At 38.8% G+C, this 23208-nt stretch carries 21 protein-coding genes; 10 read left to right on the top strand and 11 right to left on the bottom strand.

Annotation, left to right across the window (positions count from 1 at the left end):
* The first annotated feature begins 13 nt into the window (after positions 1 to 13).
* The 4 genes from SULBA_RS07580 to SULBA_RS07565 are packed head-to-tail and all read left to right on the top strand — an operon-like array spanning position 14 to position 4417.
* Positions 14 to 2026, top strand: a complete 2013-nt coding sequence (locus tag SULBA_RS07580; RefSeq protein ID WP_014769697.1) for a TonB-dependent receptor — start codon at positions 14 to 16, stop codon at positions 2024 to 2026.
* Positions 2027 to 2041: 15 nt separating this feature from the next.
* Positions 2042 to 2341, top strand: coding sequence for a hypothetical protein (locus SULBA_RS07575; protein ID WP_014769696.1), 300 nt, complete (start codon positions 2042 to 2044; stop codon positions 2339 to 2341).
* On the top strand, positions 2334 to 3923 hold the full coding sequence (locus SULBA_RS07570; protein WP_014769695.1) for a PepSY-associated TM helix domain-containing protein: 1590 nt from the start codon (positions 2334 to 2336) through the stop codon (positions 3921 to 3923). The genes SULBA_RS07575 and SULBA_RS07570 overlap by 8 nt, the downstream gene beginning before the upstream one ends.
* Entirely contained in the window at positions 3920 to 4417 is a 498-nt protein-coding gene (locus tag SULBA_RS07565; protein ID WP_014769694.1) for a hypothetical protein, read from the top strand. Before SULBA_RS07570 ends, SULBA_RS07565 begins: the two co-directional genes overlap by 4 nt.
* A gap of 101 nt (positions 4418 to 4518) precedes the next feature.
* Here SULBA_RS07565 and SULBA_RS07560 read toward each other — a convergent pair whose 3' ends face one another.
* The 8 genes from SULBA_RS07560 to SULBA_RS07525 form a co-directional block, all read right to left on the bottom strand.
* Positions 4519 to 5187, bottom strand: a complete 669-nt coding sequence (locus tag SULBA_RS07560) for a response regulator transcription factor (protein WP_014769693.1) — start codon at positions 5185 to 5187, stop codon at positions 4519 to 4521.
* Positions 5184 to 7073 carry an FIST N-terminal domain-containing protein gene (locus SULBA_RS07555; RefSeq protein ID WP_041671827.1) on the bottom strand — a complete coding sequence of 630 codons (1890 nt, stop codon included), beginning with the start codon at positions 7071 to 7073 and terminating at the stop codon, positions 5184 to 5186. The genes SULBA_RS07560 and SULBA_RS07555 overlap by 4 nt, the downstream gene beginning before the upstream one ends.
* Positions 7074 to 7243: 170 nt before the next feature.
* Positions 7244 to 8320: a CNNM domain-containing protein gene (locus tag SULBA_RS07550; protein WP_014769691.1), complete on the bottom strand. Its 1077-nt coding sequence runs from the start codon at positions 8318 to 8320 to the stop codon at positions 7244 to 7246.
* A 111-nt stretch (positions 8321 to 8431) separates the two neighbouring features.
* Complete coding sequence (locus SULBA_RS07545; RefSeq protein WP_014769690.1) at positions 8432 to 8797, bottom strand: methionine-R-sulfoxide reductase; 366 nt, start codon at positions 8795 to 8797, stop codon at positions 8432 to 8434.
* A gap of 66 nt (positions 8798 to 8863) precedes the next feature.
* Complete coding sequence (locus tag SULBA_RS07540; protein WP_014769689.1) at positions 8864 to 9526, bottom strand: potassium channel family protein; 663 nt, start codon at positions 9524 to 9526, stop codon at positions 8864 to 8866.
* Positions 9523 to 10854, bottom strand: coding sequence for a TrkH family potassium uptake protein (locus SULBA_RS07535; RefSeq protein ID WP_014769688.1), 1332 nt, complete (start codon positions 10852 to 10854; stop codon positions 9523 to 9525). The genes SULBA_RS07540 and SULBA_RS07535 overlap by 4 nt, the downstream gene beginning before the upstream one ends.
* Entirely contained in the window at positions 10851 to 11552 is a 702-nt protein-coding gene (locus tag SULBA_RS07530) for a response regulator (RefSeq protein ID WP_014769687.1), read from the bottom strand. Before SULBA_RS07530 ends, SULBA_RS07535 begins: the two co-directional genes overlap by 4 nt.
* The gene (locus SULBA_RS07525) at positions 11553 to 12569 is read right to left on the bottom strand and encodes a sensor histidine kinase (protein ID WP_014769686.1); all 1017 of its coding nucleotides are present in this window, start codon (positions 12567 to 12569) and stop codon (positions 11553 to 11555) included. It lies immediately after the preceding gene.
* 113 nt (positions 12570 to 12682) lie between these two features.
* Between SULBA_RS07525 and SULBA_RS07520 the strand changes: the two genes are divergently transcribed.
* From SULBA_RS07520 to SULBA_RS07500, 5 genes are all read left to right on the top strand, one after another.
* Positions 12683 to 14689: a TonB-dependent receptor gene (locus SULBA_RS07520; RefSeq protein ID WP_014769685.1), complete on the top strand. Its 2007-nt coding sequence runs from the start codon at positions 12683 to 12685 to the stop codon at positions 14687 to 14689.
* Positions 14689 to 15249 carry a hypothetical protein gene (locus SULBA_RS07515; protein ID WP_014769684.1) on the top strand — a complete coding sequence of 187 codons (561 nt, stop codon included), beginning with the start codon at positions 14689 to 14691 and terminating at the stop codon, positions 15247 to 15249. Before SULBA_RS07520 ends, SULBA_RS07515 begins: the two co-directional genes overlap by 1 nt.
* Positions 15250 to 15298: 49 nt before the next feature.
* Complete coding sequence (locus SULBA_RS07510) at positions 15299 to 17188, top strand: AMP-dependent synthetase/ligase (RefSeq protein ID WP_014769683.1); 1890 nt, start codon at positions 15299 to 15301, stop codon at positions 17186 to 17188.
* 10 nt (positions 17189 to 17198) lie between these two features.
* Complete coding sequence (locus tag SULBA_RS07505) at positions 17199 to 18596, top strand: MBL fold metallo-hydrolase RNA specificity domain-containing protein (RefSeq protein ID WP_014769682.1); 1398 nt, start codon at positions 17199 to 17201, stop codon at positions 18594 to 18596.
* Between the two features lie 67 nt (positions 18597 to 18663).
* Positions 18664 to 18945 carry a flagellar basal body rod C-terminal domain-containing protein gene (locus SULBA_RS07500; RefSeq protein WP_014769681.1) on the top strand — a complete coding sequence of 94 codons (282 nt, stop codon included), beginning with the start codon at positions 18664 to 18666 and terminating at the stop codon, positions 18943 to 18945.
* Positions 18946 to 18949: 4 nt separating this feature from the next.
* On the opposite strand, the gene queA is transcribed toward SULBA_RS07500, so the two are convergent.
* The 3 genes from queA to tatB are packed head-to-tail and all read right to left on the bottom strand — an operon-like array spanning position 18950 to position 21165.
* Complete coding sequence (queA, locus tag SULBA_RS07495; protein ID WP_041671826.1) at positions 18950 to 19969, bottom strand: tRNA preQ1(34) S-adenosylmethionine ribosyltransferase-isomerase QueA; 1020 nt, start codon at positions 19967 to 19969, stop codon at positions 18950 to 18952.
* A 3-nt stretch (positions 19970 to 19972) separates the two neighbouring features.
* On the bottom strand, positions 19973 to 20734 hold the full coding sequence (gene tatC, locus SULBA_RS07490; protein WP_014769679.1) for a twin-arginine translocase subunit TatC: 762 nt from the start codon (positions 20732 to 20734) through the stop codon (positions 19973 to 19975).
* Complete coding sequence (tatB, locus tag SULBA_RS07485; protein WP_014769678.1) at positions 20734 to 21165, bottom strand: Sec-independent protein translocase protein TatB; 432 nt, start codon at positions 21163 to 21165, stop codon at positions 20734 to 20736. The genes tatC and tatB overlap by 1 nt, the downstream gene beginning before the upstream one ends.
* Before the next feature lie 119 nt (positions 21166 to 21284).
* Here tatB and SULBA_RS07480 point away from each other — a divergent pair, with 119 nt between their 5' ends.
* Positions 21285 to 23174, top strand: a complete 1890-nt coding sequence (locus SULBA_RS07480; RefSeq protein WP_014769677.1) for a putative bifunctional diguanylate cyclase/phosphodiesterase — start codon at positions 21285 to 21287, stop codon at positions 23172 to 23174.
* Positions 23175 to 23208 lie beyond the last annotated feature (34 nt).

The raw sequence follows: 23208 nt of genomic DNA, 5'->3' as shown, positions 1-23208 counted from the left end.
AAAAAGGATAGGTATGTGGAAGAAAAATATATGGAAAAGAAGTTTGGTGGTATGTGCTCTTTTACCCTCATTTGCATTGGCGGAAAATACAACGGTTGAACTTAGTGAAGTAACGGTTATGGGTGAAAAAATTGAGCGTTCGATGCAAGAGACCACAACGGCTGTTAGTGTGTTTAAGGGGGATTCTGTGGGAAAAGCGGATAACAAATCGATTTATGACGTTGCATCGCAGGTTCCCAATATGATTAATAATCCTTCTGATATTCCCATTATTCGGGGTGTCAATGGCGCTGGACCTGCTATTGGAGGGTTTGCAGTACTTTCAGGAACACGTCCACGCATTAGTACCAGTGTGGATGGCTTAAGTGAGGCATGGAACGGGCAACGCTATATGGATGCAAGCTCGTGGGATGTGGAGCAAATAGAGGTTTTACGAGGGCCTCAATCGACCACGCAAGGACGAAATAGCATCGGTGGGGCAGTAGTTGTTAGCACTAAAGATCCTACGTTTGAGCCTGAGGGTGCAGTGCGCATTGGGTATGAAAATGAGTCAGATAAAGCACTCTTTGCGGCGATGATTTCAGGTCCTGTAGTGGAAAATGAATTGGCAATGCGTTTAAGTATGGAGGGCGTGTACGGGCATAGTTTTATGAATTATGAGGGAAGTAACACACCGTGGGATCCTTCTGATATGAAGCAAGGCAGTGTTCGAGGCAAAGTGTTGTGGATACCCAAAGATATAGAGGGCTTGACGGTTAAAATGACAGCAGCGCATAAGCAGAGTGAGGGTGGGTATATGAATGAAATTAGCCCAAATTCAGATATTTCAGATTATACCTTTTTGGTTTCTGCCCCCTCTAATCTTGTGCGTTATGGTGACAGTAAAAGCCATATGCTTAGCACCGATGTGGAGTATGCTCTCAATGATGAGACGACCTTTTACTTTTTAGCAGGGTATAGCAAGACCAAAACGACGTTTGAACAAGCACCCACAGCGATGGATATGAGCATTGATGAAAAGAGCATAACCTTAGAGCCTCGTTTGGTGCATAACCCAAAAGAGGGACTCATTACCAGTATGGCAGGGCTTTATTTTTACCACCGTGCACAAAAAACGGATATTGCAAAACAGATTACCATGGATAGCGATGATACGATTAATGCTCTTGCGTTTTACTTTGAAGAGTCTTTACATGTAAACACGAAATTGGATGTTATTTTTGGTGGGCGCATTGAGCGGGAGCATCAAGAACGTGATGTAACGTACAATACCAAACCTATGGATGCTAATGTCGCTGAGACCATGTTTTTACCCAAAGTTGGTCTAAATTATAAACTCACACCTGAACACACCATTGGTCTTACGGCACGCAAAGGGTATAACCCAGGAGGTGGCTCTTTAACATGGGATACGTATACCTATTATGAGTATGATAAAGAAGAGGTATGGACGTATGAGGCAACCACACGCTCTTTGATGCTGAATAAAAGACTTTCGCTGAATACCAATCTTTTTTACAATGACTACAGCGATTATCAAGGGATTGCAGGTTCTGGCTTGGGACAGCGTTTTACCAATGTTCCTGAGGGAAAAAGCTATGGCTTTGAAGCCGAATCAAGCTATCGGTTAAGTTCTGATTTAGAGGTGCATGGCGCCCTTGGATTTTTACGAAGCGAAATCACCAAAGCACCAGAGGGAACAACCTTTAAAGGCAATGAATTTAACCATGCGCCCCATTTTACGGGAAGTTTAGGCTTTACACAGCATTTTGGCGGAGGCTTCTTCTTTGGCAGTGATGTAAATTATGTGGGTGAGTATTATACAGGGATCAATAATTTAGATACGTTTAAAGCAGGCAAATATACCTTGGTGAATTTTAATCTAGGCTACGAGACCAAAGATTACACGATTCGCACCTATCTTAAAAATGCCTTTGATGAAGAGGTCTTGTATAACTACCGTGGCACCTTTGCACAAGTGGGTCAACCACGCACCTTTGGTGTGAGCTTTGACTACCGTTTCTAAGAAGAGTCGTCTAAAATGAACCTTTATCGCTCTTTAGCCACGCCTGAGCCAAACGGGAAAACAATAGGGCTCTTTCGCATCCTCACCGCCATTTTTGGCGGTTTGGTGCTTTCGTATGTGATGATGTGCAGTATGGTTTTTTTGTACCCATCGTTCAAATCTGATTTAGCAGTGATTGCACTTTTGTACAACACGCTTGCATGGTCAGTGGTTGCATTGTGGATTGCATTGGCACCTACAAGACTTAGCGCACTGCTTCGTTTTGTGGTTCCAACCATTCTTTTCTCATCTTTTTTAGGATACGTTTATGGATAAAGTTGATACGTCAAAAGCATGGAAACAACGTCTTTTACGGACGCATGTAAGCCTAGGATTGTTGGTCTCTTTTGTGATGTATATCAGTGTTTTTTTTGGGGTATTTGCTATTTTCATACCGTATATTCAGGTGTGGGAAAAGCCATCACGGCATATTGGTTCTCTTTCCCATACACACATTGATTATGAAAAAATGATAGAGCAGGTTTTAGACGACCCCACCTTTCCTAAAAATAATCTGCTAATAACCTTGCCAGGTACCATGAATGAGAGTGCCTTAAAAGTCTCTCATCGTTTTGCAGCACCTCTTTATTTTAATCCTCTTAGCGGAGAAAAAATGAGAGATGAGGGCAAACAATCGTATTTAGCGGAATTTTTAAATGAACTGCATTATGGCAAAATGCTCAATTTTGATAAAGAATGGTTTGGTGTCATAGGGAGCTTTTTTGGGCGTTTTCTCTTTGGTTTTAGCGCTGTTGGGGTGATGAGTGTTGTGCTCTCTGGAGTGATTTTAATTATGATCTTCTCCTATAAAAAGAGTTTTAAAACACCCCGTGCACTTTTTTCGACTTTACATGTAAAGATTTTTACGTGGACATTTCTTCCCTTTTTGATGATTGTGCTAAGCGGTGCGTTTATGAATCTCTCTTTGATCAGTGCCTTGCCAATGGCAAAGCTGATAAGCGGAGGAAAAGAGAGTCGTATTGATGCGATTATTGGACCTGTTTTGTTTCCAAAAGATGAGGTACATGAGCCCTTTAATGAATCCGCACCCATGCTTCCTATCGCCCATTTAATGGAATTGGCGCAAAAGGTGGATGCGAGGATTGCGTTTCAAACCATACGATTGATCAACTGGAGCGATAAAACTGCACAGGTAGAGTTTAAAGGCTATGATCCCTACAAACCCTTTTTAAACGGAGGCGTTTTTAACAAACCAAGTGTGATACTTAGCGCTGTTGATGGCACATTGATAACGCATCAAAACGTTTTAGAGCGCTCCTGGAGTGTTTTCTTTGCTGAAGCAACATTTTTTCTCCATTTTTTATTTGGCGTTGATGTCATCAGTCGTATCTGTGTGGCGTTGTTGATGATGGCAAGTGCTTTGGCACTTGCGTGCGGGGTTTTGTTGTGGCTTGAAAAAGAGGCAAAAAAGTTTCATGAAGCTTTGCCTTTTTACCATTGGATGAGCAAAATTGCCTTAAGCATTATGGTCGGCGTGCTTCCTGCTACAGCGCTTTTGTTTGTTTTACAATGGCTTTTACCTTTTGAGATACACGATAGGCTGTTGTGGCAAAAAGGTTTGTTTTACAATGCATGGCTAGCAACACTTTTTTGGGCATTTTACCGACTTGATTCTTACCGAGCTTCTAAAGAATTCCTCATTTTAGGTGGGGCATTGTTTATAGGGGCGAGTTTGCTTCATCTGTTTCATCAAGGCATCGTGTTAGCCCATGGCATTTTTGGTTGGGACCTTGCGTTAATGGGCTTTGGAAGTTTACTGGTGTATGTGGGTCTAAAATTGCCTAAAAAGGCAGAAAATATACCTTTATTGTGGAGAAAAAAAGAGGAGAGTGTATGAAAAAAATTGCATGTTTGTTTGCCTTGCCACTGTGGCTTTATGCACATACGTTGTTGATGCATGTTGGGGATAACGATGATGGTACACTAAGTATTAAGGGTGAATTTAGTACAGGAGAGAGTGCAGCAGGGGCGTTGGTGAAGTTAAAAATGCTAGGCAGCGAAGAGATTTTAGTGCAACAAAGATTGCCTAATAGCAGTGAATTGGTTTTAGAAATTCCAAAAATACCGTATGAAGTTATTTTAGATGGCGGACCTGGGCATCAGGTACGTCGTGAGGGCATTGCACCAAAAGGTGGTTTTGAAAAGAGTGAGCCAAAACAGAAGGAGACATCTTCTGATACTATGCCTCTAAAAGCAGAGGAAAAAAAGATTCCTTTAGCACTTAGCTTCTCTTTGGCGTTGGCGTTTATTTTACTTCTTGCAACGATAGGTATTAGCATTTACAATACTCAAAAATTATTTAAAAAAATTGAGGCGATGACAAAGGCTTAAGGGGATTTCCTAAGCCTTTGTCTTACAAAACCCTGCTTCAAATTCCTGAACACACGTATGTTGTGGTATTGCAATAGCCTTACATGTAAAACTAAAATACTTTAGGGTGTAGGGACTTTGATGGTGTAGCCAATGCCTCTTATGTTGAGAATAAAATCTTCTTTTAAATGTGTTTTTAAGCGATTGACTTCGGTGCGAATGGTGGCGTCATCAACGTAGGTGTCAACATCATCCCAAACACTTTCTCGAAACATATCGTAGCTACAAACGAAGCCTCGATTGAGGGTGAGAAATTCTATGATTTTGAGTTGGCGTTTGGATAAGACTTGCGGTTCGTCGTGAAAATACAAGGTCATATTTTCGCAATTAAAATTGTACGAGCTAGAGAGTCGTTTATGGCACATTACTTTTTTGGCGGTTTTTGAAATTCTATCAATGCGAAGTGTTAGCTCTTTTAAATGAAAGGGTTTTTTCAAATAATCAAAACACCCTAACTCAAACGCTCTGGATATATCTTCAATATCAATCAATGCCGAGATAAAAATAACAGGAATGATTTTTTTGTGTGCGTGTAGTGTCTCTAAAATACTCAATCCGTTGACGTTAGGAACATTTATATCAAAAACGAGAAGGTCAAATCTTTCTTTCTCTAAAATCTCTAAACAAAGGCTACCATCTCTTACAGAAGTGATGCAATGCCCCGTTTTGCTAAGGTACGTGGCAATGGACTCATTGAGTAAAATATCATCTTCTAGGAGTAAGATTTTCATGTTGCATTGACCTTAAATTCGTAGCAAAAAGATGTTTGATTTTCATCCGATTGCAGTGAGATGGTTACATTTTCTTCCTTACAAATTCTTTTAACAAGATTGAGTCCCAAGCCAAAACCATCTTGAGCTTTTTCTTCACGGTAATATTCTTCAAAGATTTTTTCAGGTTTTTGAATTTTTCGTGAATGCGAGGTAATGCAAAAAAGGTAACGTCCGTCTTCTTGTTTTAAGGAGACAAGAATATCTTTATTTTCAAAGGTATATTTAATCGCATTGGTGAGGTTATTGTCAATAATACGTTGCAATTTTGTTTCGTTAAAAAAGATAATGGCTTTTTCGCAATTTGACGTAAAAATAAACAGTGATTTGGCAATATTGGCAACTTGTGCAAAAAAATCAATACGACTACGAATATAATCTACTAAATCAATTTTATATTTGGGATAGTGTACGTGGTCTTTACGGACTAAATAGCTTAAATCATCGTACATCGAAAAAATACTTTTAACAGCCACTTCAATATTTTCCAAATAAACACTTCTTCCGCATTCCATTTCATAAAGCTCAATATTGCTCATAATAACACTTAAAGGCGTGTTCATTTCATGAACCGTGTAGCGTAAAAATTGTTTATGTGAGGCAAGAAGATTTTTGGAATAATTCATTTGCTCTTCTAGGCGTTTGGACTGTTCGTCATAATCTCTGGCACTTTGTTCAATGAGATGGGTGAGAGATTGAATGGTTTTGGAATACGAGGTGTTTTTTTTAGAATCTTCATGGGCGGTAGGTTTTGATAGACTAAGAGGCTTGGTAGATTCACTTAGTGCTACAACGGTTAAGGTTTGATTGAGCAGTTTATTGCTTCCGTTATGATGGTAAAATTCAGAATAGGTAAAAAACCCAGATGCTGGAGCAATTTTTGAGAACGAACCTATGCCTAATTTAATGAGAAAGGGCATAAACCTTCGACGTGCCATACAGGAAAAAATATAGAAGGATTCTACATTGATGGTATGCAAATTGTCTAAAACCTCAATGGGGTCTTTCATGAGTGACTCAGCGTCTCCAAAGCCAATTCTTACCTGATCGCCTTCTTCTAAATTGCCACTGTAGCTTAAACTTCCATCTTCATGTTTTGCAATGACCGCACGTGCCATCGTAACGCCATTTTTTTCTAAAATAAGAGGAAATTCGGTTTGGGAAAAATCGCTGCCTAAGTATTTATCGTAAAAATGTGAAGCTAATGTATCATCGATGAGGTAAACCCTGTTCTCTTTTACTTTCGTAATTGTGTGCGTTAAGCCAATAGGTTTCCAATCAAATTTAAAATCTGTGGCGACATGTAGCACGTCAGAATTTAAAGAGACACCTACCACGCCTGCACTAAGAAGTGTGTTTTGAGAAACAATATAGGTTTGTTCAAATTTCCCATTATCACCTGCCATTCCACCACAAATGGGTATGCTGGCATCAAAAGATTCTACACCTTTTAAAAACTCTTCAGCATTCATATGCGTACCATCGGAGAAGAGAATGAGCAGTTTGGTTTGCGGGGTAACCAAGTTCGATGCGATATTGATTCCGCATTGAAAGGAATCTTCATCGTTGGCAAAGGCCGTTTTAAGAAAGGTTTTCTCAAAAATACTTACAGAGATAATGGTCTTTAGCGTAGTAATTGACGCTCCATAGACTTCCCCATCGGTTGTTGTCCCAATACAAATAGCATTTGGAAGATGCTTAAGAATGGTTTTACTCACATAATCAAGAGTCTGTTTTTCTTGACCACAAAAAATTTGCACCAAAATATTTTTTTCATTTTTCATGATTGAAAAATCAATCAAATCTTCTAGCAAACCCTCTTCATAACAATAGTTGTAGGTTTTCATCTGCATCCCCTTTTTAAGGCTAAGCATAAGCATAGCGAATAAAACCTTGCAAAAATGAGAGGAAGAGGGGCGTATAAAGGATGAGATTTTTCGTGTCACCAAATCACACACCCATGTGTTTGTGGGGCAGATTAAGGATGAGGAGGCTTTACATGTAAGCCTCCTTAATATCAGATTACTTTTGCTTTTTCGAGTTTTTTACGTTCAACTTTAATGCGGTCTTGAAATTTTTTACTTCTGTCTTTGGCAAAGAGTTGCATGTCTTCGACTTCGTCCATCTCATCTACGATTTCAACGCCAAGCAGGGTTTCAATAGCATCTTCAAGTGTAACAACGCCTGCGGTTTGTCCGTAGCTATCAAAAACCACGAAGAGGTGTGTTTTACGCTTGATGAATTGGTCAATTAAATGAGGTACAGGCAAGTTTTCAGAGACCATATGCACTTCGTGCGATATTTGCTCTAACGTGGTGGTATCGTGATCTTCAACACTCTCTTCAAGAATACGTTGGTTAAAAACAATGCCAATAACATCATCAAGGGTTTCGCCAAAAATAGGGATACGTGAATGAATGTACATTCTATCGTCCTCAATGGCATCTTCAATGGTGGTTGTAGCAGGAAGGGCAAAGACAACACTGCGTGGTGTCATAATGTCTTTGGCTTTAATATTTTTAAGTTTTAAGAGATTTTCAATCAAATCACTCTCTTTACTCAAAATCGAACCTTCTCTCTCGCCCATAGCAATGACCGCCATAATCTCATCACGAGAATAGTTATGGTGTTGTTTTTTATTTTTTGAGATAAATCGTGTTAAGAGGGATGAAATCCATGTAAAGGGCGTGGTAATCAGAACTAAAAAATCAATGATGCGTGCGGATGAGATTAAAAGTTTTTTCCAATAAAGCGCTCCTATGGTTTTAGGAATAATTTCCGAAAAATAGAGAATTAAGAGTGTGACTACAAAGGCAACTACACTTTGCCACTCCTCACCAAAAAGAAGTTGGGTTTGCGCTCCTACTCCTGCGGCACCCATGGTGTGAGCAAATGTATTGACGGTTAAAATAGATGAAATGGGTTTATCAATGTCAGATTTTAATTTTTTAAGTCTCTCAATGGCTTCTTCATTTCCCTCTTTTGGTAAGCTTTCAATGTACGAATTGGTACTTGAGAGCAGTACGGCTTCAAGAATGGAGCATAAAAATGAGACAGAGATTGCAAGACAAAGATAGGTGAGCAGTAGAGTCATAGGATTGCTCCTAGAACAAGAAGAGTTAAGCTACACGAGTCTGGTTCGCTTTGGGTCATACAGAATTCCTTTTAAAATAATTTAAGTGGGCATTATAGCATAAAGAAAAAACTACTTGATTACAGGCTCAAATGTGAGTGAGATGGAGTTGACACAATGGCGTGTGTTTTTAGGTGTCAAAGCTTCTCCCTCAAAGACATGCCCTAAGTGCGCACCACAGGTGTTACACAGAATTTCAGTGCGTCTGCCATCACGATCGGTGATGCGTTTGATAGCGCCTTGTATCTCATCATCAAAACTAGGCCATCCACACCCTGAGTGAAATTTGTCGCTGGATCGATACAACGCTGTTTTACAGCGTTTACACAGGTAAGTCCCCTCTTCATAAAAACTATTATACTTACCAGAAAAAGGCATTTCTGTACCTTTATGAAGAATGATATGCTCTTCTTCGGGTGTTAGTTTGGCGTAGGTCATGGTTGCTCCTTTTACATGTAAAGCGTTATAACGCATTTTGCGTAAAAGAAGCTTTACATGTAAAGATTAGCTTTCGCTTTTTGTCATGGTTCTTAGTTTCTCAATAAATGTTTTTTTACCAATAAAAGCGAGCATATCATTTTCCCTAATTTTATAGGTTTTATCCACGTCAAATTTCCAATTGTCACGTGTTTTGCAGGCGATAAGGTGAATCTCATTTTCAAACATGGCTTCAATATCTTGAATCATTTTGCCAAGAAGAGACTTTGTCACTAGAAATTTAGCAATTTTGATGGTGCTGCTAAAATCCACCTGGTCAATAACGACATTTCCCACCAGATTTTCAACCAATTTACGGGCAGATTCTCGCTCAGGATAGATGATTTTAAACGCACCTAGCCTTGCTAAAATTTCGCCATGCGTTAGGGTGATGGCTTTAGCGATGATATTTTTATTGTCCAACTCTTTAAGTGCCATGAGTGTTAAAATACTCGCTTCAATATTTTCACCAATACTGATGATGACGGTATCAAGCCCTACAACACCTGCTTCTTGTAATGCTTTGATGTCAGTACTGTCTAGGATGAGTGCATCTTCAACGTATTCGCTAATGACTTGAATTTTATGTGGGTCATTGTCGATAGCAATGATATCCGCACCTTGTTCTGCCAAACTTTTAGCAATGTTAAATCCAAATTTTCCAAGACCGATAACGGCGTATGTTTTCATAATAAAATCCTTCCCTCAGGGTATTGTATGTGTTTTGTTTTTTCCTTACCAATGAGTAAAAATCCAAACGCAAAAATACCCACACGACCGATTAGCATCAAAAGAATGATGGTGGATTTTCCAAAGGTATTAAATTGTTCCGAAAAGCTTAAGATGTCACCATTGCCCACCGAAACGCCTACGGTACAAAACGCAGACACCACTTCAAAAAGTGTTTTCATAAACGGAGTGTGTTGGGTTTCGACCAAAAGAAGAGTCGCCAAGATAGTGATAAATGAAGCCACGATAATAATCGCAGAAGCACGATTGATGATTTCAGGGGTAATGGTTCTTTTAAAAGCATAGGGTGCTTGGTTGCTCAGTTTCATCGTGTGCAGTGTTGCGATGATAAGGACTGCTACGGTCGTGATTTTAATGCCCCCTGCGGTACTTCCCGCACCTCCTCCACTCATCATATAAAGCGTTGAGCAAAACAAGGATGCGTCGCTGAGTTGCGAGAGGTCTAGGCTATTAAAGCCAGATGTTCTAAAGTTAACCGATAAAAAGAAACTATTGAGCAGTTTTTGATACAGGGTGAGTGATGCAAAAATGCCTTGATTAGTCCACTCAATAGCAAGGAAGAGTATCATGCCTGAAAAGAGCAAAATCAATGTTCCTAGCAAGGTAATTTTCGTGTGAGCTGAGAGCATAAATTTTTTTTTGGAGACTTTGAAATACAGTTCGACCAAAACAAGATAACCAATACCACCGATAATAATCAATAAACCAACCGTGCCAATCGTTGTAAAATCACTGTTGTATCCTATCAAGCTATCGGTAAATAAAGAAAACCCCGCATTGTTAAAAGCAGAGATAGCATGAAAAATGCCTTGCCACAAGGCTTGCGGAAAGGGTATGTCCATCCAAAAACGAACGGTTAAGATGAGTGCGCCAAGCGTTTCAATCAAAAAGATGAAAAGAAACACTTTTTTCAAAAAATCTTGAATATCTGAATTGCTTGAATAATTGAGCGACTCTTTTGCCATTGTTTTTTCATGGATGTTGAGATTTTTTTTCATAAATAAAAAAAAGAGGGTGACGATACTCATATATCCCACACCACCGATTTGGATGAGGAGTAAGATGATGGATTGACCAAAGAGGGTAAAATCTCCTGAGGTGCTTTTCACAATGAGCCCTGTAACACACGTCGCAGACGTGGAGGTAAAGAGTGCGTCGATGAAGCTTAGTTTACCGATGTGTGCAAAAGGGAGCATCAGCATCAAAGCGCCAGCGAAAACAACCAGAAGATAGCTTATAAAGATGATTTTGAGTGTTTTTTGATTCATGTGTCTCTTTCGTGTGTGCATGAAAAACGATAGCCAATGCTCGCTTCTGTGGTGATGTAAAGCGGTCGCGAAGGATTTTTTTCGATTTTTTTACGTAAGGTATTGATGTAGGTTCGTAAATATTGCATTTGATTTTGGTACCCGACACCCCAGATGGTTTTTAAAATATGCTGATGCGGAAGCACTTTGTTGGCATTTTGCATCAAAAAGGAGAGCAGATGGTACTCTGTGGGGGTCAGTTTTAAAAGCGTACCGTTTAGTAAAACTTCTTTACATGTAAAGTCAATGGTGAGCTCTTTACATGTAAGCGTATTGGGTACATTTTCTTGGGTTGTACGTCTTAGCGTTGAGCGCACGCGCGCTAGCAATTCGTGGGTTGAAAACGGTTTTGTGACATAGTCATCTGCGCCCATATCGAGTGCTGCAATAATCTCTTTTTCGTCACTGCGTGCGGAAAGAACGATGATAGGTGTTTGGCTCTTTTGACGTATGAAGGAGATGAGACTCTTCCCATCACCATCAGGAAGCCCTATATCTAAAATGAGCAATGAGGGATTTTGTGTTATCCATTCACGTTTAGCATGAATTATATCTTTGGCAAGGCGTGTTTTATAGCCAAACTCTTCTAAAGAGATTTGAAGAATTTTGCCTATCGCATCGTCATCTTCAACGAGTAAAATGAGTTCATTGGATTTCATTCAAAGCTCATTTTGCAGGTTTTTAGGGCGTTTGGCAATGGGCAGAGTGATTTCAAAGCAGATACCATTGTACTGATTGTAAGCACTGATTTTTCCACCATGTGCGGTGACAATGCTATGGCAAATAAAAAGCCCAATGCCACTGCCTGAAATATCACCCGTATTTTCAAGACGATAAAATCTGTCAAACATCGATTTAAGGGCATGTTCTTTAAAGGGATTGCTCTCGTTAAAAAAAGTGATTTTCACCTTTTTAGGTTCTTGAAAGAGGCGAATCACAATCTGTTTATTTTGATTGGAGTATTTAAACGCATTGTCCAATAAATTGGCAAAAAGACGATTCAAAAGATTTTCATCACCCCAATACAGCTCAAGATTAGGGCTTATATCGACGGTGACATGGCGCTCGATGTAGGATTCTTCAAAGTCGTTCAGCGCGATATTTAGGCTATCTTCCAAATCACACCAATTCATATGAAGTTTGAGCCGTTTGTCTTTTAGTCGTGCATTATCCAAAAGATTGTTGATGAGTCGGTGCATTTTATCGGAGCTGTGTTTGATGTCATTTAAGAGGTTTCTTCGTGCGTGTTCGCTCATTTTCGTGTCCTCCAAAAGGAGCGTTGTTGAGCCTAAAATAGAAGAAAGTGGTGTTTTAAGGTCGTGAGAGAGCGTGCTGAGAAGAATATCGCGTATCTCATTGGTTTGTATTTTTTGAGCTTGCCATGTGATGATGTAGCCCACCAATAAAAAAATAGCAAAGCTCCAAAAGTAAATCACATCATAGACATTGAAACTGTAAACGGGAGGCACATAAAGAACGTTAAAAAATACAATGGCGATCATCGCAATAAAAGATGTTGCAAGAAAATTGCCTCGAAGGGAAACCACCATGATAGGGATGAGATGAATTAATGCAATATTCACAAGCCCTAGTCCTGTTTTGAACACTTGAGCGATAAGTGTGATAAGCCCTAAAGCAAGTAAAGCGGTAAAAATATAGCTATAGCGATAGTTCAACGTGTTTCCTATGAAATATTTAAAGCCATTATAAGCCAGAATACATCAAAAAGTTATCAAAATTCTTAAGTCCTTTTTGAGTAGAATGATTTTTCAAAATTTTAGGAGGAAGAATGAAAAGTCCAAAAGGATTTCGAGGGAAGTATTTTAGCTTGGCAGCGATACTTGCTTTAAATGCAACCGTGACACTTGCCAGTGAAGGGCAAAGTGTGGTGGACACTGAAAAGCAACTCTATGCACCCAAAGCAGAATCTTCATCCGAAACATCAGCGGTGCTTGAAGAGACAAGTGCACCTGTTGTGGTTATCTCAAAAAAAATTAAGCTCAGCGAAGTTGGTGCGCCATTTGCATCTGAAATTTACACTAAAAAAGAGATAGAAAAATCTCACTCCAAAGACATCTACGAATTTTTAAATACACAAACATCGATTTCAACCCTGCCTGTATATGGAAACCCTTTTTCGCAAAAAGTTGATATGCGTGGGTATGGATTAGGTGATGGTTATCAAAATACCGTCATTTCTGTTAATGGAAGACGTTTAAATACTATTGATATGGTTCCACAACTCTTATCGTCTATTCCCCTTGATAGCATTGAAAAAGTAGAAATTATTAAAGGAAGTGGTTCGGTTGAATACGGTGATGGAGCCAATGCGGGTGTTATTAATATTATCACCAAAGATTACGAAGGTGCTGTCATTCGAAGTTATATGGGCGATAATGGTTTAAAGTTTGGCTCGTTAGGGCTTGGCATTAAAGAAGATAAATTTTCCATTTCAGGGTACATTGATGACTATAGCCATGATGGTTTTAAAGACGTTGCCAATGATGGCACAAAAGATGAAAGCTGGAGTCGCAATAAAGTCATAAGTGCCACATGGACGCCTATTGATGATTTGACATTGAATGTAAGTAAATCATTTTCAAAAATGAATGTGAATTATTCTAATTCCCTAAGCTATGCAGAGTATAAAAACGGTGAATTAGATAAAATCAAAGGCTATACGGAGCAATATTTTAGTTCGAATGTCTTAAGTGTTGGAGCCAATTATAAAATCAATCAAAAATTCTCTTTAGATGCGCAATTCTTTGATGAAGATAAAGTTTCTAAATTTGTGAGCTATGGCTCAAAAAGCACGTATGATTATAAAAGTTTTGATACAAAATTACTTTACAGCAATACCTCATTGAAAGCCTTGGTGGGTGTTCAAGGTTTTGATGGAAAAAGAGATGGCGGAAGCAATACCACAAGCAAAGAAAACCTTGGTGTCTATGCAAGAGCGGATTATCTTTTCAATCAGCACACCTTCTCAACAGGTATGAGAGAAGAAAAAGTGAACTATGAGTATAAAAGTGCGACACAAGAATTAGAATCTGATACGTCTCTTCAAGCCTATGATGTGGGTTACAATTATAAAATCAATGCGAAAACATCTTTTTTTACTAATTTTAATCATTCGTATCAAGCGCCTGATGTTGATAGATTTTTTAATATGGGTGGTACCTTTAATGGTTTTATTAAACCCATGGAAGCAGATACTATCAATTTAGGGTTTAATTACATGCGTTATCCTCATACCTTTAAAACGACCCTTTTTTACGCATGGGTGGATGATGAGATTTATTTCAATCCAATTACGTACAAAAATACAAATCTTAAAGAGACAGAAAAAAGAGGTTTTGAGCTTTCCGAGCGTTATCAAATGCTTTCCAATCTTTTCACCATTTTGAATTACACCTATGTGGATACCAAAATTGTGGATGATGGGTATGGAGGAGTGTATAATGGCAAAGAGATTCCAGGTGTTTCACCGCATACGCTTAAAGTAAGTCTAGGATACAACCCTATCAAAGCAGTGACACTCCTTTTATCGGAAACCTATAAATCAAGGGCGTATGCCATTGATAATTTTAGTGGTTCCTATGGAAAAATGGAGAGTTATTCGGTAACGGATGTATCAGCAACGTATACCTATAAAAATTATGAAGTCTATGCAAAAATCAATAACCTTTTTAATGAGAAAAATGCCATGTTTATAGATTTTGGTGGGGCAACGCCTAGTGTGTATCCTATCAACTATGAGCGTACCTTTCTTGTTGGCTTTAGTGCGAAATTTTAATGAAACTCCAACTACGCCCATACCTTTGGTATAAACTTCTCAATTCTCTTTATTTTGGCATAGCCATTGGGAGTGTTTTTGTGCTCTACACACCGCTTGAGCCTTCAGTGTTTTCACTCGGAGGCATTGGGCTTGCTGTTGGTTTGTTGATGGTTGCAAAAGGATATGAGAAGATGATGAATCTTCGTGTCTTTTATGGTGTGAGTTTAGGGGTTGAACTTTTGTCTTTCGTCATTGTGGTGAGTTTTCTTTTGTTTGATTATGCCTATGCCAATGTTCTTTTCATTTATATCTCTTATCAAGTGACGTTTGTTTTTGGGAGCTATTTAATGCGTATGGAAACATTGGCGTTAAAACGATCGGTTTTACTCTCGTATGTGGATATTATGAAACAAAAAGGGTATTTAGCAGGGATGCTGCTCTCTTTTTTAGTGTATAAAAGTCTTGAATTTATAGGAATTGTTGATAAACAAGCACAAGTGTATAGTTTACATGTAGGGCTTTTTTGTGTTCAAACGCTTATTATTGTGTTGGTTTTCAAAGCATTTCGTTCTCCTTAAGGCTTTGTTTTAGCTACAATACAAAAGATTTTTACCAAAGGAAGTGTGCTTGCATCGTACGGATACTACACTTTTTCATATGTTTCTTCGAACATGTGAAGAGAACAGAGAAAAAAAAGCCTTTATTTATACCGTTGCTCAAACTGAGTTTGAGGTCAGTTACGAAAAATTGTTTGAAGATGTTTTAGTGCTCGCTCGTGCATTTAAAGCTAAAAAAATTACAAAAAAATCTAAAGTGATGTTTGTATGCGATAACCGTTATGAGTGGATGGTGACCGATTTGGCACTGGTCTCATTAGGTGCGATTGGGATTCCTAGAGGATGCGATACCCCATCACAAGAGTTGGCGTTTATTTTAAATCATTCAGGTGCGGAGTTTTTTATTGTCGAAAATGAGCAGATGTATCAGCGCTATGAGGCAATTCTCCCTGCTTCTTTAGAGGCAATCTTTATTGTTGAAGCACCTAGCGTGCACTCTTTTTTGAGTAATCTGTATTCGTATCAGGATATTTTAAAAGACAGAGCCATTCATACGGATGAAATTGAAGCGTTTATTCAAAGTCAAGAAGCGCTGGATGCAGAAGATATTGTCACCATTATTTACACCTCAGGCACCACGGGAACGCCTAAAGGCGTTCCTTTAAGTCATGAAAATATTATGTACAATGTGCGAGAAATTCCGCCACTCATTGCGCTTCAAAGTACGGATATGTGGGTTTCTATTTTACCCTCATGGCATATTTTTGAGCGGGCTGCTGAGTATGTGGCACTTTCACGTGGGTGTTGTACGGTGTACTCGAGCATTAAAACTTTTGCAGCGGATTTGGAGCAGTATAAACCGACCATCGTAGCAACCGTCCCTAGACTTTGGGAGTCTATGTATACAAAGATTAATACCACGCTAGAAAAAACCGACGCAAAAAAAGCTAAAATTTTTAAAAAACTTATTGCTATTTCCATAGCGTATAAACGTGCAAAACGTGTCATAGATGACGAACTTCCCTGTTTTAAAAAGCCCTCATTTTTTGTTACATGTAAAGAAAAAATCGTGGCATATTTGACCTGTTTTTTCCTCTATCCTTTTTATAGCATCGCTCAAAAAAAATTAGCCCTTGTGCAAGAAAAATTTGGAGGAAGACTTCGTTTGGCGGTGAGTGGGGGTGGGGCGTTGCCTGATTTTTTAGATGCGTGGATTGATGCGATTGGTATTCGCATTGTCAATGCATATGGGATGAGTGAGTGTGCGCCTGTTATTTCAGGACGTGCGCTTCAGTGCAATACGTTTTCCACGCTCGGTTTACCTGTTAAAGGCACTACGCTTAAAATTGTCACGAAAGAGGGTGCCTCTTTGGATGCGGGCGAAATAGGCGAGATTTGGGTAAAGGGTGAACAAGTCATGCATGGGTACTATAATAACCCTGAAGAGAATGCTAAAAGTTTCAGCGAAGATGGTTTTTTTAAAACAGGTGATTTGGGAAAATTAACCCTCAAAGGTGAGCTTATCATCACGGGGCGTTCAAAAGAGATCATTGTTCTTGCTAATGGTGAAAATGTTGATCCTTCTCGCATTGAATCGACCCTTTCGATGTTGCCATTTATTAGCGATGCTATTTTAGTAGGTCATACCAAAAAAGGTTTGGGTGCGCTGATTGTTCCTGATTTTGAAAAACTTAAAGAGTATGTAGCGGTGAATTTTGATAAAGTGGTGCATACGATTGAGCAAGTGATGGAAGACCAACATATTGTTGCAAAACTTAAAAGCGAAATGAATGCCATGTTGCATCAAAAAGAGGGATTTAAACCTTTTGAAAAGCTCCAAAATATTCACTTTTTAGACCAAGAGTTTACCGTGGGGGAAGAGTTAACCAACACGCTGAAAAAGAAACGTCATGTGATTGAGAAAAAGTACAAAGAGATTATTGATAAGTTTATACACTAAAGGATAAACAATGGCAAAAGTGACATCATACGGTGGGGCTTCTATGGTGACAGGTTCGTGTCATTTGGTTGAAATTCATTCCATTAAAATTTTAATTGATTGTGGGATGATTCAAGGGGAACTCTGGCACGATAATTACCAACCCTTTGGCTTTGATGCATCACAGATTGATTATTTACTGCTGACCCATGCGCATGCTGATCACATTGGGCGTGTGCCCAAACTGGTGAAAGAGGGATTTCGTGGAGAGATTATAGCAACAGAAGCAAGCTTGGATATAGCATATATTATGTTACTAGACAGTGCGGCTCTATTGATGGAAGAGTACGAGAGTCAACTACGAAAAGCTCTAAGACGAGGTGATGAAGCGTTGGTTCAAGAGCCTTTGTATACCAAAGAGCATGTCGAAGATGTTTTTGCCCAAAAAAAACGCTACGCTCGCTACGATGAGAAAATCAAGATTGCTCCATTTTTAGAGATTAGTTTTCATAATGCAGGGCACATTATGGGCAGTGCGTATATTGCTCTGCATTTTAGGGAAGAAAATGGCGAAGAAAAACGGGTTATTTTCTCAGGCGATTTGGGCAGTAAACACCGTCTTTTACTCAATCAGCTGACTCCTCTTAGCCACGCCAATACCCTTTTTATTGAGTCAACCTATGGTGATAGGGAACATCGTAACCTTAAAGAGAGTATTCAAGAGTTTAAAGACGTTGTGATTGAAACGCTTCAAGCAGGGGGGAATATTGTAATTCCTTCTTTTGCGCTGGAGCGAACGCAAGAGATTTTGTGGTTACTTCGCCAGATGCATCAAGAAGGGTTACTTCAAAATTGCCATGTTTTCTTAGACAGCCCCTTAGCCATTGAAGCAACAAAGATTTATCACAAATACCCTTTTCATCTCAATCAAGAGCTGGGTTTACATGTAAGCTTAGGGGATGATCCTTTTTCGTTTCCTCAATTGCATTTAACCCAACGCAGAAAAGATTCTATGGAGATTAATGAGGTTGAAAAAAAGGCGATTATTATTGCTGGAAGTGGTATGTGTACAGGGGGCAGGGTACTGCACCATTTAAAACAGCGTATTTGGAACCCAAAAAATGCTGTTGTTTTTGTAGGGTTTCAAGTTAAAGGTACACTTGGGCGTGATATTGTTGATGGAGAGCAATTTATTCGAATTTATGGGGAAGAGATTAAAGTAAGGGCTAAAATTCATACCATTAATGGTTTTTCAGCCCATGCAGACCGTCTTGATATGCTTGAATGGATAAGGAATATAGAGGGTTTAACTCATGTTTATTTGATTCATGGTGAGGTCGATAAATTGGAACTTTTTAAAAGCTATTTGAAAGAAAATACACACAGCAAGGTACACATTGTCGAAAAGAATGAGACCATTTATTTTTAATCTTATGGTTTTAGATTTTTTTTAAGGCAAGAAGAGTATAGTTCGAAAAAGAGGCAAAGGAGTGAGCATGCAAGTCAATGCAAACGCTATGATGGCAATGAGCAATTGGATGGGAAATAATGCCCACAATGTTGCCAATGTCAATACAGATGAATTTAAAGCAACCCAAACAACCCTTAGCAACCAAAGTGGTAGCGTTGTTGCACAAAGCAGAGCTACACAAAGCGGCACGGATTTGGCAAACGAATTAAGTGAGCAAGTGGTCATTGAAGCCAGTTTTGAAGCCAACACCAAACCCATTCAAACCCAAAATGAGATGTTGGGAAGCTTACTTGATATGAAAGCCTAAATATTTAAATAATAAGCATTGCATCGCCGTAAGAGAAAAAGCGGTACTGCTCTTTTACGGCTTCTTCGTAGAGTTCTAGCGTTTTTTCAATTCCTACAAAGGAAGCTACTAACATAATCAATGTTGATTTTGGTAGATGAAAATTGGTTAAAAGATGATTGATGCGTAAGGGCGGATTGTTGGGGTGTAAAAAAAGATTACATTTTCCCATAGATTCTTTGGTTCTTGCGTAATACTCAACGCTTCTGGTCACGGTTGTCCCAACGGCTAGAAGCGGTTTTTGTGAATCAATCAGTTTACATGTAATCTCTGGAATAGCATACATCTCCGAGTGCATGACGTGATCTGCAATATGTTCTGCTTCAACAGGCTTAAACGTTCCAGCACCTACATGTAACGTTAAAAAATGGGTTTCGTAGCGCTGTTTAAGTGCTTCAAACATACTGTCTGTAAAATGTAAGGATGCGGTGGGTGCTGCTACTGCCCCTTGCTCTTTGGCAAAGACGGTTTGATAATCTATGGTGTCTTCTTTTGTGTCTTCTCGTTTGATATAAGGTGGCAAAGGAATATGTCCAATGGTCTCTAACGTATCAAAAAGTGCTTTGGTGTGCAAAGGTACTTTGTCGCGAAAAAAAGCAACAATACGTGTGCCATCTTCTTTTAATTCCACCACTTCTGCTTCAAGGGCTTCATCAAAAAAGAGTCTCATCTTTTCTTTCACCCGCCCACGAATATACACCGAGTAAAAATTTTCATGCAAGGGAGCATTTAAGAGCAGTTCAATCTCCCCACCGCTTTGTTTTTTCCCAAAAACACGTGCTTTTACAACTTTTGTATCGTTAAGAATGACAGCACTGTTCTCAGGTAAAAACTGAAAAAGCTCTTTAAAAAGGGTATGCGTGAGTGTACCCGTTTGACGATTAAAGACCAAAAGCCTCGCCTCATCTCGTGGTTCCATAGGATGTGTGGCGATAAGCTCTGGTGGAAGCGTATAATCGTACGTTGTTTTTAAAAGCGGATCGATAGTTTAGTCCTCTTTTGGTGTTTCATCATCATGTTCTTGATTGTCCTCTTCAGGTGCGACATAAGGGTTAACTGCTTTTGCCACCAAAATAGAAACACCGTACAAAATAATCAGCGGTGCTGCCATTAGAAATTGGGAGAGAATATCAGGAGGTGTCAGCATAGCTGCTAAAATAAAAATAATAATAATGGCATAACGGAAAAACTCTTTTAAGCCTTTATCATCGACCAAACCTAATTTTGCAAAGAAAAAGATGATGACAGGCATTTCAAACGAGAGCCCAAAGCCTACTAATATTTTAGTAAAAAACCCAACATATTCACCAATACTAGGCAAGGCTGTAAAAAGTGCACTACCAAAGCCAATTAAAAACGCAAATGCCAATGGTACAACAATATAATAACAAAACGCGGCACCCAAGAGAAACATAAGGGTTGCAGCCAATACAAAAGGAATCACAAGGCGTTTTTCATTGTCATAAAGACCAGGTGCTACAAAAAGCCAAAATTGCCAAAAAATAACAGGCAAAGAGACAATAAACCCTGCAAAAAATGCCACCTTCATAGCGGTAAAGAAAGGTTCTTGAACCCCTGTGAAAATAACACTGCTTCCTGTGGGTAAAACTTCTCTCAGTGGGGCTATCATCCAATCTAAAATGGGTTGCCAAAAAGAGAAACAGATAACGAACATAACAATGACAACGGCTAAAGAGATACCAAGGCGCTTACGAAGTTCAGCTAAATGCGGTTTTAACTCATCAAACATTAGACATTTCCCTCTTTTTTAGGTTCAGATAAAGGTTCTTGTGTGGGTGTTGATGTCACAAGGGTTGGCTCAGTGGGTGTTGTGATAGACTCAAAGGAGGTACTCTCTTTCACACTGTTTTCTAACTCTTTTAAAGAATCAGTCACACCTTGCGTTGTTTTTTTAATCTCTTCAAGCTCATCAAAGGTAATCACTTTTTTTGCACTGGTGGCTGCTTCATCCAATTTTTTCTTATAGGTGAGCGCTTCATCTTTGAGTTCTTGTATTTTCATCTCTTGTTCAAAGGTGCTTTTGACATCATTAATGCTGTTTTTAAATGATTTGAAAAATTTTGCACCTTTAACCATGGCATCAGGAAGTTTTTCAGGTCCTAAAAATAAAATAGCAATAATGGCAATGATGAGGATTTCAGAAAAGCCTAGACCAAACATATACAACCACCTCAGAAGTGAATTTTAAGCTTGAATATTAGCTGAATTTTTATCAAAATACTATAAATATCTGTATAATAAATTCAATTGAAGTTACGATAATAAAGGAGAGTAAACCAATGCGCACCATGATGAGTTCTTTGCGTATTGTCTTTTTTTATACTTTTTTTGGAATTTTATGGATTTTATTTTCCGATGCACTTTTAAGCTTTTTTATTGACGATGCTAATACCCTGAGTGCTTTGCAAACGTATAAAGGGCTTTTTTTTGTTGTGATTACATCGTTATTGTTGTATTTTCTGATTAAACGTAAAATAGATGAAATTAATGCCATACAAGAAAGGCTCTTAGAGCATCAACAACGCTTAGAGTATGTAATTGAGGGGGCAAATTTAGGCTATTGGGATTGGGATTATGTTCATAATTCTCAGTGGGTGAATGATAAATGGCTTTTCTTTTTGGGCTTAAAGCGTGAGGATATTGAAGCGTCGGTTACGGATTGGTCAAATCGTATTCATCCAAGCGATAAAATTATTGCGCAAAAGGCCATTGAAAGTACTATTCGCCATAATAAGCCTTACGTTATCGAATTTCGTATGTTACATAAAGATGGGCATTGGGTTTGGATTGAGGGTTCTGGTGCGGTGGTAAAACGGGATGAAAAAACAGGAGCACCGCTAAGGCTTGCAGGAACCCATCGTGACATTAGTGAGCGTAAGCATTCACAAGCTGAGATGCTTTTTTTAGCACTCAATGATCCTTTAACGAAACTACCAAACCGCATTTATTTACGAGAAGAGTTTGAAAAACGTTGCATGAATGAATTGCCCTCAATGGCATTTTTATTTTTAGATTTGGATTATTTTAAAACGATTAATGATATGTACGGTCACTCTGTGGGTGATAAAGTGATTAAAATCGTAGCAAAACGCTTTGAAAAATGCCTTCAAGAGAATGATTTTTTAGCACGTGTGGGTGGTGATGAGTTTGTTGTTTTAACGGAGGGACATTTACATGTAAGCACATTGTGTGAAGCATTGGTTGCTAGTTTACTTGAACCCATTTTTTTGGAAAAAGATGTTTTTTCATTGGGTGTAAGTATTGGTGTTGCGCTTTCTCCACACGATGGTACCAATTTTGAAGCCTTGTTTAAAAATGCAGATACGGCGATGTATGAGGCAAAAAGTAGAGGAAAAAATAGGTATGTTTTTTACACACAAGATATGACCGATACCATTTTTAGAGCCAGTAAATTAGATACAGAGATGAAACGAGCTATCGAAAGGGATGAATTTATTGTCTATTATCAACCACAGATTGATTTACAAACAGGTGGCGTTGTGGGGATTGAAGCTTTAGTACGTTGGAATGACCCTATTAAAGGGATGATTCCTCCTAATGCATTTATTCCAAGAGCTGAAGAGAATCGTATGATTATTCCTTTGGGTGAGATGGTAATGAAAAAGGCTTTATCTCAGCTCAAAGTGTGGCAAGATGAGAAGCTTTTTAAAGGAAGAATGGCGATTAATATTTCAGGGATACAAATGGAGGAGGAAAATTTTGTTGAAAAAATTGAGACCTTACGTCAAGGCATAGGGGTTGATGCTTCTAGTATTGAATTAGAGATGACCGAAAGTTATATTATGACGAAAGCAGCCTCTTCTATTGCCATGCTTCAAGAACTCAAACAATTAGGGTTTAGTATTTCTGTGGATGATTTTGGCACAGGGTACTCTTCTTTGAGCTATCTTAAACAGTTGCCCTTAGATAAGCTTAAGATTGATCGCTCTTTTATTAAAGATTTACCTGATGATATGGAAGATAGAGCTATTTTACGAGCAATTGTCTCTTTAGCACAAGGCTTAGGATTGGATGTTTTAGCGGAGGGTGTTGAAGAAGAAGAACAAAAGCTGTTTTTACTTGAAAATGGGTGTTTGATGGCGCAAGGGTTTTTATTTGCTAAGCCCATGAGTGCGCAGGCATGTGAGGAGTATCTTCGTCAAAACTAACTTTTAGCTCCTTTTTTGTACAATAAGCGCACTT

The organism is Sulfurospirillum barnesii SES-3 (genome assembly GCF_000265295.1).
GTDB lineage: Bacteria > Campylobacterota > Campylobacteria > Campylobacterales > Sulfurospirillaceae > Sulfurospirillum > Sulfurospirillum barnesii.
The sequence above is the reverse complement of the archived record's forward strand: the minus strand, read 5'-3'. Positions and strand labels throughout refer to the sequence as shown.

Coding starts and splice junctions, on each gene's coding strand:
- SULBA_RS07500 (WP_014769681.1), top strand. CDS start 18,664: ATGCAAGTCAATGCAAACGCTATGATGGCAATGAGCAATTGGATGGGA.
- SULBA_RS07505 (WP_014769682.1), top strand. CDS start 17,199: ATGGCAAAAGTGACATCATACGGTGGGGCTTCTATGGTGACAGGTTCG.
- SULBA_RS07575 (WP_014769696.1), top strand. CDS start 2,042: ATGAACCTTTATCGCTCTTTAGCCACGCCTGAGCCAAACGGGAAAACA.
- SULBA_RS07560 (WP_014769693.1), bottom strand. CDS start 5,187: ATGAAAATCTTACTCCTAGAAGATGATATTTTACTCAATGAGTCCATT.
- SULBA_RS07535 (WP_014769688.1), bottom strand. CDS start 10,854: ATGAATCAAAAAACACTCAAAATCATCTTTATAAGCTATCTTCTGGTT.
- SULBA_RS07540 (WP_014769689.1), bottom strand. CDS start 9,526: ATGAAAACATACGCCGTTATCGGTCTTGGAAAATTTGGATTTAACATT.
- SULBA_RS07545 (WP_014769690.1), bottom strand. CDS start 8,797: ATGACCTACGCCAAACTAACACCCGAAGAAGAGCATATCATTCTTCAT.
- SULBA_RS07520 (WP_014769685.1), top strand. CDS start 12,683: ATGAAAAGTCCAAAAGGATTTCGAGGGAAGTATTTTAGCTTGGCAGCG.
- SULBA_RS07580 (WP_014769697.1), top strand. CDS start 14: ATGTGGAAGAAAAATATATGGAAAAGAAGTTTGGTGGTATGTGCTCTT.
- tatC (WP_014769679.1), bottom strand. CDS start 20,734: ATGTTTGATGAGTTAAAACCGCATTTAGCTGAACTTCGTAAGCGCCTT.
- SULBA_RS07550 (WP_014769691.1), bottom strand. CDS start 8,320: ATGACTCTACTGCTCACCTATCTTTGTCTTGCAATCTCTGTCTCATTT.
- tatB (WP_014769678.1), bottom strand. CDS start 21,165: ATGTTTGGTCTAGGCTTTTCTGAAATCCTCATCATTGCCATTATTGCT.
- SULBA_RS07530 (WP_014769687.1), bottom strand. CDS start 11,552: ATGAAATCCAATGAACTCATTTTACTCGTTGAAGATGACGATGCGATA.
- SULBA_RS07480 (WP_014769677.1), top strand. CDS start 21,285: ATGCGCACCATGATGAGTTCTTTGCGTATTGTCTTTTTTTATACTTTT.
- SULBA_RS07565 (WP_014769694.1), top strand. CDS start 3,920: ATGAAAAAAATTGCATGTTTGTTTGCCTTGCCACTGTGGCTTTATGCA.
- SULBA_RS07515 (WP_014769684.1), top strand. CDS start 14,689: ATGAAACTCCAACTACGCCCATACCTTTGGTATAAACTTCTCAATTCT.
- SULBA_RS07555 (WP_041671827.1), bottom strand. CDS start 7,073: ATGAAAACCTACAACTATTGTTATGAAGAGGGTTTGCTAGAAGATTTG.
- SULBA_RS07570 (WP_014769695.1), top strand. CDS start 2,334: ATGGATAAAGTTGATACGTCAAAAGCATGGAAACAACGTCTTTTACGG.